Raw genomic sequence first — 11201 nt, forward strand, 5'->3', positions numbered from 1 at the left:
TTTCGCGATCCCACCAGCCACGCCACACGCCGGGCCGCACTGTCCCAAAGATCAGTGCTTCCCTAGGAGAGCGACCCGTTCGACGAGCACCGTGAGAACGGCATCACCGGCATCGATTCAAGTCTCTTGACTATCGACGCCCGTTGCCATCATCCTCAAAGTACCGAAAGTCAGTCGACGGTCACGCTCGGGTTTAGTGCGGTTCAGTTTCGCATCTCGTAGAAGGCTGCAATTGATGTCTGATCGCGACAATCTGGGTGTTACTCGCAAGATCATCGTGCATGTTCTCCTCGCTGCCGCAGTCGCGGCGACTCTCTCGTTGGTCGTGAGCGCACCTGCTTCCGCCGCTTGTCCCGGGGGAGGATCGAATCACCAGTACTCAGGTGGTAATTGGTTGCTTTCGGATAGCAGTAACTACGCCGCTGGAGTCCAGGCTCCAGTCACTCTCCGGGGCAATGGCTCCATCTGCGTAGCTGATCCCAACCAAGAAGCCGACCAGTCGAGTGCATGGATTGCGATCGAGAATCAAGCAGGCACTCAGATTGTTCAGATGGGCTTTATCCGATTAGTTCTGAACTACACCACAGGGACGAAGGCGAACTGCCGGCTGTGGGCTATCGGCGGCGGCTCAGCTCACGCCTACAAATGTGGAGACGACAGCGCGGGTGATGAGGTCTACTACCGGATCCAGAACGAGGGTGCAGGCTCCAACTATTTCTACTACTTGTATGACTGCGGCACGGGGGGTGGGTACGGGAGCTGTACGGTGAAGAACTCCGCGCAGTCAGCCTGGTTTGGTGGCGCATGGGGCATCATCTCGGGCGAAGTCTCGTACGGCTGTGCAGACAATTTCATGGGGAGTTCCGGAGCGCCCGTTTACTATGGCAACACCAACTACCCGATCAAGGCCCAGAATGCGGTCGGCGGCGCATGGCGCATCCGGAACTGGACAAGCTTTGGAAACAACGCCTGCGGTGGTAATTATAAGAACAGCGTGACAGATTCGAAGATCCTCACATGGGACTCACGAAACTAGCATCCGGGAAAGACTGGATCCTCCGATGAAGCGCATAACGCGGACGTCCGGCGCAGTCTTCGCTGGAGTTTTGAGTGTCCTGATCGTCACATCGCTTGCACTTGTCATCGGCAAGGGAAGCGACCCCGCGGAGCCACGTAAGTCCGATCGCTCCAGCGACACGGTGCAAACGATCATTATCGACAAGGTTGTCGGGGAGACCTTCACCCCCGCGACCGACGAGCAGATCGCAGCGAACCGCGACGAAGTGTTGTCATCGGCGCAAGCGTGGGCACGCTTTAGTCCAGACGGAGCAGCGCCTCCGCCCGACGCGAATATCGTTCAAGGCTTCCTTACTCTGCCGCTGGGTGCGGGGTCACCAGGTGAGTACACGGCGAAGGATCTCCTGGTGTATGCCTTCTCGTGGAAACAGTGCGGCCCCCAACTTGGACAACCGGTTCCGGTGGAAGGGGCCGAACAGTCTCCCGCTCCCGAACTTGAGTGCACGCAGTGGATCTTCCTCGACGCTAAGTCCGGCGATCTCACGGACCTAACTTGGAGTTGAATGCAACTGCAGTCATGCGTGCCAGCTTCTTCTTTAGGGTTGGAGCTTCAGTGCGTCTGGCTGATGACTGCGGCGCGTCTCTCGCCGCTCGCACTCGCTCTCCGCGACCAACCTTGAGCGGCACGCCGTTGGCTTCGATGCTGCGCGCGACGTAGTTGGAGATCGGATCCGGGGGTGCCGGTCTCGTCCGGACCTTCGGTTTGGACGTGGGCCGGCTGTCTGGCGGCCGTGACGTCGGCTCGCCGGACCGCGGTGGCTTGGATCAGGGAAGTGCTGATCGATGCGGGTGGATGCCAGCGTCGTCCAGGTCGTGCGATGGCGAGGCGCCGGTCCGATGGCAGACCGGGCGTCTTTCGAGGGCCGGCAACGAAGCCAGCGTGCGTGCCTGGGCGGCGTCTGGCGCCGCCCAGGATTGATCAGTGCTTCCCGAGGCAGCACGGGTCCGCTCCAGACGAACGAGCGGGGAGGAGAGCTACGAGAGCTACCAGGACCCCGACGAGCCCGGCGCCTCCTATGAGGACTACTTCACCCAGCCGGTCGAGGAGGACGCCCGCGACGGCGGGCGGGAGTACCTCGACGGGCTGACCGAGGAGGAGATCGACCGTCTCCTCGAGGAGTCGCGATGACCGTCCCGACGACCACGCCGCGGGACCTGGTCCGCCGCTACCTCGCCGACCCCACCCTGGCCAGCCTGGCCGAGGTGCGCCGCGCCGTGCGCTCGGCTCCCGGCTTCGACGCCGGCCTCGTCGTCGGCCCGCTGCTGGAGCAGGGCCGGTACGACCAGGCGCTCGCGCGGCTGCAGCGGCTGATGCCCGGCGCCCTGCTCAACCCGTCCACCCACACGGCGCTCGCCGCGGCGGTGCTGGAGAGCATCCTGTCCACCGGCGACGGCACCCCGCGACCGGCCCTGGTCGGTGCTCCGGGTCGGCGACGAGTACGACGTCCTCCGGCGCTCCGGCGCCGGTCGCGCCGCCAGTCGGTCGAGCGCGCCGCCGCCGCCACCTCGACCACCACCGGCGCGAGGACCGCGGCGAGGTCTGGCTCGACGTCACCGGGCTCCTCCCGGCCGGCGGACGTGACCGCCGAGGAACCCGCGCCGACGACCCCGCGTCGGACCACCATGCGCGCCCGGTCTCGGAGGGCGGTCGCGACCGCCGCCGTGCTCGCCGCCGCACTGCTCGGGGGCTGCGCGGACGACCAGCCCTCGGCGACCTCCGGCCCCGACGACGGTGCCGTCGCCGACATCCCCGGTGGGGCGGTGCTCCCCGACCGGCTGTCGGTGAGCGAGGACGGCTCCCAGGTCCTCGCGGACTGCCGGGAGGGCAGCTGCCGCTGGGACACCGCCGACGGCGCCCTGGCCTCAGTCGAGGACGGCAGCCACCTGGCCATCGCCCCGGACTGGACGCTGGTCGCGGGCGGGGACGCGACGGACGGGTCGGCCGTCCAGGCGGTCGCCTTCAGCCCGGACGGCCGGCTCGTGGCCGCCGCCGGACCGGGCGGGCGGGTGCTCGTCTGGACCGTCGAGGGGGACGAGGTCGCCACGATCGACGCCGGCGCGGAGGTGTTCGCGCTCGCCTTCAGCCCCGACGGCACCCGCCTCGCGACCGCGGGCGGAGGGCCGGCCGAGGTGTACGACGTACCGTCGGGCGAGCGGGTCGGCGCCCTCCCGCGCTCCTCGGGCGAGGGGGACGGCCTCGCCTGGAGCCCCGACGGCCGGTGGCTGGCCGCGCCGGGCCCGGCCGGGGCGCCCGCGGTCTGGAGCGCCGACGGCCTCCGGCTGGAGGCCGTCCTCGACGGCCGGCTCCTCGAGCAGGCCGCCTTCTCCCCCGACTCCCGGACGCTCGCGGTCACCGACACCCGGGACGACACCGTCCGGCTCTGGGACCCGCGCACCGGGCGCGTCCGCGAGCTCACCGGACACACCGACGACCCGGTGGCCGTGGCCTTCGCCCCCGACGGTCGCACGCCCTACTCCGCCTCCGCGCGCGACGGCGTGCTGGCCTGGACCCGGCGAGCGCGAGGCTCGGCCAGGAGCTCGAGCTGCCGGAGTAGGTCAGACCGGGAGCCGGTCGGCCCGCTCCTCGACCAGCTCGGCCGGCGCGCTCAGCCGCCACGCCTCGAAGACCAGCTCGGCCAGCTCGTCGCGCTCGACCCGCTCGAGGCGGACGACGACCCAGCCGAAGCCGTACGCCGTGAACTGCACCTCGAAGACGTCCGGCCGCTCCCCCACGAGCGCGAGCTGCTCGGCGATCGTCTGCTTCAACCCGACCGTCACCGTCGGCTCCCAGAGGTAGCCGAACCGCTGCCCGACCACGTCGAACTGCGACCAGCGCGCCCGGTCGGCCCGCTCCACACCCGGCAGCTGCGCGACCAGGTCGAGGAAGGCGTCGATGCTGGGCACGGCCCGATTCTCGCGCACGGAACCGACAGCCGCCCGGCGGTGTAGAACGGGTGCCGGACGGAGCTGGACCGAGGAGGACGGGAGCAGCGCCCATCACCGACGACGCCACCCTGGTGGCTCGGGTGCGGTCGGGTGACCTCGACGCGTACGCCGAGCTGGTGACCCGTCATGCCCCGATGGCCGTGCGGACCGCCGCCCTGCTCGGGGCCGGCGCCGACGCCGAGGACGTGGCCCAGGAGGCGTTCGTGAAGGCATACCGGTCGCTGGGCCGCTACCGCGAGGGCGCCGCGTTCCGCCCGTGGCTGCTGCGGATCGTGGCCAACGAGACCCGCAACCACCACCGCTCCGCCGTACGCCGTGGGACGCGCGAGCGGGCGGCCTTCCTGCCCGAGGAGCTGCTCGACCCGGGCGAGGCCATCGCCCACCGCGAGCAGAAGCGGCGGCTCCTGGCGGCGGTGTCGGGGCTGCCGGACCGGCTGCGGGCCGTGGTGACCTGCCGCTACCTGCTCGAGCTGGACGAGGCCGAGACCGCGACCGCCCTCGGGCTGCCGCGCGGCACCGTCAAGTCGCGGCTGCACCGCGGGCTGGCCCGGCTGCGGGACCAGCTCGTCGAGCCCGGACGGGAGGCGGACCATGTCTGACGACGTCGACCTCCTGTTGCGCGAGCTCGCCCGCGACCTCCGGGTGCCCACGCCGGATCCGGGGCTCGCGGACGCCGTGGTCGCGCGGGTCGCGGTGGCGCGGCGCTCTCACCGGCTCCGCTGGGCCGTGGTCGCGGCGATCGCGGCGGCGCTGCTCGGGCTCACGGTCTCACCGGTCGGCGCGAAGGTGGCCGGCTGGCTGGACTTCGGCGGCGTGATGGTGCGCGACGACGACTCCGTGCCGAGCGGGACGCCCGTCGTAGCGTCCGAGCCGGCGGCGTCGCTCGACGGCGCCGCCTTCGACCCGCTGGTGCCGGCCGAGCTCGGCCCGCCCGACGGGGTCAGCGTCGGCGACGACGGCACGCTGGTGTCGATGAGCTGGACGGTGGCCGGGAGGACGGTCCGGCTCGACCAGTTCGCGGCCGACCTCGACCCCTACTTCTGGAAGTCCTCGCCGGTCGTGGAGCGGGTGGACGTCGCCGGCCGGGACGCGCTGTGGTTCCCGGTGCCGCACGAGGTCGTCGTCGTCCCGGAGGGCGGCGCACCCATGACCGAGGCGCCGCGGCTGACCGGGCAGACCCTCGTGGTGCAGTGGAACGGCGTGACGCTGCGGCTCGAGGGCTCCTTCGGACTCGATCGCGCGGTGGCGATCATCGCCTCACTGGAGTGAGGGAACCTGCACGCTCGCGGCGGTGTAGACGGGACATGCGCCGTCTTCTGGTACTCCTCGCGCTCGCCGTGAGCGCCACCCTCGTCCTCGCACCGCCCGCCGACGCCGGCGGCCCCACGAGCGTGCTGATCGCCGACCCCACGACGGAGCGGGCGGCTGGCCTCTACTACTCCGACGCCGCGTACCGCGACCTCAACCGGATCCTCGCCGACGGCGAGCGGCTCTCCACGCGGCCCTCGGGCCTGGGGCCGCGCTCGGTGAACCTGATCTGGATGATCCGCGACGTGACCCCCTGGCAGGCCCAGCAGCTCTACCTCGACGCCGCGGGCGGCCCGGTCGTCGCCACCTACGGCATCGAGGCGACGGGGAACGCCGGCGACGTCGTCTGGACCCGGCCGACCGAGGGCAGGGCCCTCCAGCGGCTGGTGCAGGGGGTGCTCGCCGGCTCCTCGTCCATCGCCGCGCCCGCGGCGGCCCCGGCCGCCCCCGCACCCGACCCCGTGGCGACCGAGCGGGTCGTCACCGAGACCGCCTGGTACTCCCTCGCCGGCTGGCGCTGGCTCGCCCCCGGCGTCCTCCTCGGCGCCGGGGTCGGGCTGCTCGCCACCCGGAGCCGAAGGCGCGACCACGAGCCGCGGCAGGTGCTGGTCGACGTCGCACCCTGACCGCCGCGCCACGACTGCGGCTTCGCGTCAACTCACGGTTGACGCACTATCGACGTAAACGATAGATTTACGGTACGGAGGTCGCGCGGTCCGCCCGCAAGCACGGAGTCGCCGACCACGACATCCGGCACGCGTGGGCCCACGCTCTCCGCTACATCGAGTACGAGTAGGACGGCGAGGACCGACTCCTCATCATCGGCCCCAGCGCGACCGGGACATTGCTCGAACTCGTCGCCGTCCCCCGTGAACCACCCGGCCCGGATCATCCACGCCGACACGCTCCGCCCGAAGTTCTCCTACTTCCTCCGGTGAGCATGGGGATCGCCGCCCGCTCCTTGACCGATACCAGCCCAGGTGATGCAGATGACCGCCAAGACGCAGAGCGCCGATGACATCGGCCTCGGCCAGCTCGACCCCGCAACCGCCGAGGCCCGCGACGCCACTCACTTCCGACGCATCGTCGCCGCCAAGCACGCCATCGCCGCCGCCGAGTCCGAGCTCCGCGATGCGGTCGCCGCGGCGCGCGAGGCCGGCGATTCATGGACAGTGATCGGTGCCGCGCTGGGCACGACCAAGCAGAACGCCTACCAGCGATTCGGAAAGTAGCCACCGGGTGGCCGCGTGGCCGGGCGGCACGACACGCCGACACAAGATGTGGTCCCACGAATTGTCTGCGGCCCTACATATGGTGTTCGACGCAGCTGGTTCGGCGTCCCCGCCAGGGACGTCGAGGCAAGAGGGAACCCGGTGCGACTCCGGGACTGCCCCGCAGCGGTGAGTGGGAACGACCGCCGTCATTGAGCACTGGGACACCCCCCGAGAGATCGGGACGGAGCCCGGGAAGCGACGGTCAGTAGGGGTCGAGAGGCAACTCGACGCGCCCACGAGTCCGAAGACCTGCCAGCGCACCGCACCCGCCGGGTGCGGTGGTCCGAGGCCTCGTGGGACGGCCGACGGCTGACGCCGACCGGCGTGCACCCGTCCCCTCCCCCGCGACCCGGATCCTCCCGGACCGATCTCGCGAGGAGAGAGAAGTGACGGTCACAGTCTCGACCAGCTCGACCACCGAAGTCCCGACCACCGAGGGACGGCGCACCCCGATGCAGGTGCGCAAGCGCAACGGCGACACCGAGCCCGTCGACGTCAACAAGATCGTGCGCGCCGTGGACCGCGTCAGCGGCGACCTGGCCGACGTGGACCCGATGCGCGTCGCCACCCGCACGATCAGCGGCCTGTACGACGGCGCCACCACGACCGAGCTGGACCGGCTGTCGATCCAGACGGCCGCCGAGATGATCGGCGAGGAGCCGCAGTACTCCCGGCTCGCCGCGCGATTGCTCGCCGGATACGTCGAGAAGGAGGTCCGCAACCAGGGTGTCGCGTCGTTCAGCCAGGCGGTCGCCCTCGGGCACGCCGAGGGCCTGATCGGTGACGAGACGGCGGCGTTCGTCAAGGACAACGCCCGCAAGCTCGACTTCGCCGTCGACACCGCCCTGTCGGAGGGGGCCGACCACCGGTTCGAGTACTTCGGGCTGCGCACGGTCTACGACCGCTACCTGCTGCGCCACCCGACGACCCGGCTGGTCGTCGAGACGCCGCAGTACTTCCTGCTCCGGGTCGCCTGCGGCCTGGCCCAGAGCCCGGGTGAGGCGATCCGCTTCTACCGGCTGATGTCCTCGCTGGCGTACCTGCCGAGCAGCCCGACGCTGTTCAACTCCGGCACCCGGCACACCCAGATGTCGTCGTGCTACCTCGTCGACAGCCCGCGCGACGACCTCGACTCGATCTACTCGCGCTACGCCCAGGTGGCGAAACTGTCCAAGTTCGCCGGCGGCATCGGCCTCGCCTTCTCCCGGGTGCGCTCGCGCGGGGCGCTGATCCGCGGCACGAACGGCCAGTCCAACGGCATCGTGCCGTTCCTGCGCACCCTGGACTCGTCGGTCGCCGCGGTCAACCAGGGCGGCCGGCGCAAGGGCGCGGCGTGTGTCTACCTCGAGCCGTGGCACCCGGACGTCGAGGAGTTCCTCGAGCTGCGCGACAACACCGGCGAGGACGCCCGGCGCGCGCACAACCTCAACCTCGCCAACTGGATCCCCGACGAGTTCATGCGGCGGGTCGAGGCGGACGCCGACTGGTCGCTCATCGACCCCGACCAGGCCCCCGAGCTGCCCGACCTGTGGGGGGAGGCGTTCGACGCGGCGTACCGCCGCGCCGAGGAGGAGGGCCGCTACGTCCGGCAGGTCCAGGCGCGCGAGCTCTACGGCAAGATGATGCGTACGCTCGCGCAGACCGGGAACGGCTGGATGACCTTCAAGGACGCCGCCAACCGCACCTGCAACCAGACCGGCGGTCCGGGCTCCCCGGTCGTACACCTCTCCAACCTGTGCACCGAGATCGTCGAGGTCTCCTCCGACAGCGAGACGGCCGTCTGCAACCTCGGCTCGGTGAACCTGGCCCAGCACCTGCGCGGGGCCGAGGTCGACTGGGACAAGCTCCGCGAGACCGTGCGTACGGCGGTGCCGCTGCTCGACCGGGTCATCGACATCAACTACTACCCGAGCACCGAGGCCGCGGCGTCCAACCCGCGGTGGCGGCCGATCGGGCTGGGGCTGATGGGCCTGCAGGACGTGCTCTTCGCGCTGCGGCTGCCCTTCGACTCCGCCGAGGCGCGGGAGCTGTCGACGCGGATCCAGGAGGAGATCTACCTGACCGCGCTCGAGGTGTCCTGCGACCTGGCGCGGGAGCACGGGCCGCACCCGGCGTACGACGCCACGCGGGCCGCGCGCGGCGACCTCCAGCCGGACCTGTGGGGCGTCACGCCCGCGCAGGCCGGGCGCTGGGCCGCGCTGCGCGAGCGGATCGCCGAGCACGGGCTGCGCAACTCGCTGCTCGTCGCGATCGCCCCGACCGCGACGATCGCGTCGATCGCGGGCTGCTATGAGTGCATCGAGCCGCAGGTGTCGAACCTGTTCAAGCGCGAGACCCTCTCCGGCGAGTTCCTCCAGGTCAACGGCGCGCTGGTGCGCGAGCTCAAGGCGCGCGGCCTCTGGACGGCGGAGATCCGCGAGGAGATCAAGCGGGCCGAGGGGTCCGTCCAGGGCGTGACGGCGCTGCCCGAGGAGGTCCGGACGCTGTTCCGCACCGCCTGGGAGCTGCCCCAGCGCGCGCTGATCGACATGGCGGCCGCGCGGGCGCCGTACGTCGATCAGAGCCAGTCGCTGAACCTCTTCATCGCCGGCCCGTCCATCGGCAAGCTCTCGTCGATGTACCTGCACGCCTGGAAGGCCGGGCTGAAGACCACGTACTACCTGCGCTCGCGGCCCGCGACGCGCATCCAGCAGGCGACGGTCTCCGTCGCCGCCGCCGTGAGCGACGCCGAGGCGCTGGCCTGCTCGCTCGAGAACCCCGAGACCTGCGAGGCCTGCGAATGACCACCGACGCGAACACCCGGATGCTGCTCGACCCCGGCATGAACCTGACCCTGCGGCCGATGCGCTACCCGCACTTCTACGACCGCTACCGCGACGCCATCAAGAACACCTGGACCGTCGAGGAGGTCGACCTGCACTCCGACCTCAAGGACCTCCAGCGGCTCACCGACGCCGAGCGGCACCTGGTGTCGCGGCTGGTGGCGTTCTTCGCGACCGGCGACACGATCGTCGCGAACAACCTGGTGCTGAACCTCTACCAGCACGTCAACAGCCCGGAGGGCCGCCTGTACCTCTCCCGCCAGCTCTTCGAGGAGGCGGTGCACGTGCAGTTCTACCTGACCCTGCTCGACACCTACGTCCCCGACGAGGCGGAGCGGCACGAGGCGTTCGCGGCAGTCGACAACATCGCGTCGATCAAGCACAAGGCCGACTTCTGCTTCACGTGGATCGACTCGGTCTTCGACCTCCAGGAGCTGCGCTCGGCCGACGACCGGCGGGCGTTCCTGCTCAACCTGATCTGCTTCGCGGCCGTCATCGAGGGGCTGTTCTTCTACGGCGCCTTCGCCTACGTGTACTTCCTGCGCTCACGGGGCCTGCTCAACGGCCTCGCGTCCGGCACCAACTGGGTCTTCCGCGACGAGTCGATGCACATGGCGTTCGCGTTCGACGTCGTCGACACCGTGCGTGAGGAGGAGCCCGGGCTCTTCGACGACCGGATGAGGCAGCAGATCCGGGAGATGCTGACCGAGGGCGTGGACGCCGAGGCGCAGTTCGCCGAGGACCTCCTCGGCGGCGGCGTCGCCGGCCTCTCGACCGCCGACATGCGCTCCTACCTCGAGCACGTCGCCGACCGCCGGATGCTCCGGCTCGGCCTCGAGCCGATCTACGGCTCGCCCAACCCGCTGGCGTTCATGGAGCTGCAGGACGTCCAGGAGCTCTCGAACTTCTTCGAGCGACGGGTCTCGGCGTACCAGGTCGGCGTCTCGGGGACCGTGGGCTTCGACGAGGACTTCTAAGCGCGTGCGGTACCGGCCCCCGGCCCCCGGCTCAGGCCGGGAGCGTGGGCCGGTACCGCACGGCGACTGCTCCGGACTGGAAATCCTGGCGATCCACGAGCTCAAGTTGGATGCGCTCGCGGCCGCTGAGGACGTTCCGCCCGAATCGCGACGTGCGATTCTCGAAGGACAAGTCGCCCTACAGGCTCTGGATCGGCGCCGTTAGCGAGACGCGCGGTCGGCGGCATCGGCTACTACATCGAGGTCTCCGCCACCCGCCTCGTCACCGGCTTCGATGCGATGCTCATGGCCCGCGACCAGCTCGCACGGTTCCACGACGCGATGATCGACGAGCACAGCGGCCCGGCGTTCACCGAACTCGCCCACTCCACTCCACCCCTCCCGTCACCTGCGGCATCGAACCCCCGTCGAAGACCACGCCACGCGGCTATCCCGCAGACCACCCCCGCGCGGAGTACCTGCGCTGGAAGGGCGCCGCCATCGTCCAGGAGTACGACAAAGCCGACTGGATGCACACCCCGGAAGCCCGACACCGGATCGGCGACACCTGGCACGGCGCCGCGGAACTCAAGGCATGGCTCGACTCCCACGTCGGAGCATCCGACACACCCGCGCGATAGCGAACGACCTTCCTGAACTCCGGCGGTCACCTGACGTGATTGCGCGTCACGAACGGGCTCGTGCCGCTGGCTTGTCACCGGGCGACCCAACGAATGCCGCCGCCTCCGCGTGTGGGCGGCCACGAGAAACTGCCCGGAGACGGCCACGAAACTGCCCGCTGGCGGACATGAGAACTG

At 70.2% G+C, this 11201-nt stretch carries 11 protein-coding genes, 1 pseudogene and 1 riboswitch; of the genes and pseudogenes, 11 read left to right on the top strand and 1 reads right to left on the bottom strand.

Annotation, left to right across the window (positions count from 1 at the left end; genetic code table 11):
• The first annotated feature begins 235 nt into the window (after positions 1-235).
• The 4 genes and pseudogenes from ACYVKX_RS10715 to ACYVKX_RS10730 form a co-directional block, all read left to right on the top strand.
• Complete coding sequence (locus ACYVKX_RS10715; protein WP_460831838.1) at positions 236-1036, top strand: hypothetical protein; 801 nt, start codon at positions 236-238, stop codon at positions 1034-1036.
• Positions 1037-1106: 70 nt separating this feature from the next.
• Positions 1107-1580 carry a hypothetical protein gene (locus ACYVKX_RS10720; protein WP_460831840.1) on the top strand — a complete coding sequence of 158 codons (474 nt, stop codon included), beginning with the start codon at positions 1107-1109 and terminating at the stop codon, positions 1578-1580.
• A gap of 419 nt (positions 1581-1999) precedes the next feature.
• Positions 2000-2206, top strand: coding sequence for a hypothetical protein (locus ACYVKX_RS10725; protein ID WP_460831842.1), 207 nt, complete (start codon positions 2000-2002; stop codon positions 2204-2206).
• A gap of 494 nt (positions 2207-2700) precedes the next feature.
• Positions 2701-3459: pseudogene (locus tag ACYVKX_RS10730) on the top strand (WD40 repeat domain-containing protein); the annotation flags it as partial.
• A gap of 174 nt (positions 3460-3633) precedes the next feature.
• Here the strand turns inward: ACYVKX_RS10730 and ACYVKX_RS10735 are convergent.
• On the bottom strand, positions 3634-3999 hold the full coding sequence (locus ACYVKX_RS10735; RefSeq protein WP_460831864.1) for an MmcQ/YjbR family DNA-binding protein: 366 nt from the start codon (positions 3997-3999) through the stop codon (positions 3634-3636).
• Positions 4000-4094: 95 nt separating this feature from the next.
• Here ACYVKX_RS10735 and ACYVKX_RS10740 point away from each other — a divergent pair, with 95 nt between their 5' ends.
• From ACYVKX_RS10740 to ACYVKX_RS10770, 7 genes are all read left to right on the top strand, one after another.
• Positions 4095-4622 (top strand): RNA polymerase sigma factor, encoded by a 528-nt coding sequence (locus ACYVKX_RS10740; RefSeq protein ID WP_460831844.1) that lies wholly within the window; start codon positions 4095-4097, stop codon positions 4620-4622.
• On the top strand, positions 4615-5292 hold the full coding sequence (locus ACYVKX_RS10745) for a hypothetical protein (protein ID WP_460831846.1): 678 nt from the start codon (positions 4615-4617) through the stop codon (positions 5290-5292). The genes ACYVKX_RS10740 and ACYVKX_RS10745 overlap by 8 nt, the downstream gene beginning before the upstream one ends.
• 35 nt (positions 5293-5327) lie before the next feature.
• Positions 5328-5957 (top strand): hypothetical protein, encoded by a 630-nt coding sequence (locus ACYVKX_RS10750; RefSeq protein WP_460831848.1) that lies wholly within the window; start codon positions 5328-5330, stop codon positions 5955-5957.
• Positions 5958-6320: 363 nt separating this feature from the next.
• Positions 6321-6563, top strand: coding sequence for a hypothetical protein (locus ACYVKX_RS10755; protein WP_460831851.1), 243 nt, complete (start codon positions 6321-6323; stop codon positions 6561-6563).
• Positions 6564-6641: 78 nt separating this feature from the next.
• Positions 6642-6876: riboswitch (cobalamin riboswitch) on the top strand.
• A 115-nt stretch (positions 6877-6991) separates the two neighbouring features.
• Entirely contained in the window at positions 6992-9388 is a 2397-nt protein-coding gene (locus tag ACYVKX_RS10760; protein WP_460831855.1) for a ribonucleoside-diphosphate reductase subunit alpha, read from the top strand.
• The gene (locus ACYVKX_RS10765; RefSeq protein ID WP_460831858.1) at positions 9385-10404 is read left to right on the top strand and encodes a ribonucleotide-diphosphate reductase subunit beta; all 1020 of its coding nucleotides are present in this window, start codon (positions 9385-9387) and stop codon (positions 10402-10404) included. The genes ACYVKX_RS10760 and ACYVKX_RS10765 overlap by 4 nt, the downstream gene beginning before the upstream one ends.
• A 110-nt stretch (positions 10405-10514) precedes the next feature.
• Positions 10515-11024: a DUF2461 family protein gene (locus tag ACYVKX_RS10770; RefSeq protein ID WP_460831861.1), complete on the top strand. Its 510-nt coding sequence runs from the start codon at positions 10515-10517 to the stop codon at positions 11022-11024.
• The last annotated feature ends 177 nt before the right edge of the window (positions 11025-11201 follow it).

It is taken from the genome of Nocardioides hungaricus, from assembly GCF_054782915.1.

Excerpts from the sequence above, each read along its gene's own strand:
- ACYVKX_RS10765 (WP_460831858.1), top strand. The coding sequence starts at position 9,385 with ATGACCACCGACGCGAACACCCGGATGCTGCTCGACCCCGGCATGAAC.
- ACYVKX_RS10745 (WP_460831846.1), top strand. The coding sequence starts at position 4,615 with ATGTCTGACGACGTCGACCTCCTGTTGCGCGAGCTCGCCCGCGACCTC.
- ACYVKX_RS10755 (WP_460831851.1), top strand. The coding sequence starts at position 6,321 with ATGACCGCCAAGACGCAGAGCGCCGATGACATCGGCCTCGGCCAGCTC.
- ACYVKX_RS10715 (WP_460831838.1), top strand. The coding sequence starts at position 236 with ATGTCTGATCGCGACAATCTGGGTGTTACTCGCAAGATCATCGTGCAT.
- ACYVKX_RS10770 (WP_460831861.1), top strand. The coding sequence starts at position 10,515 with ATGCGCTCGCGGCCGCTGAGGACGTTCCGCCCGAATCGCGACGTGCGA.
- ACYVKX_RS10750 (WP_460831848.1), top strand. The coding sequence starts at position 5,328 with ATGCGCCGTCTTCTGGTACTCCTCGCGCTCGCCGTGAGCGCCACCCTC.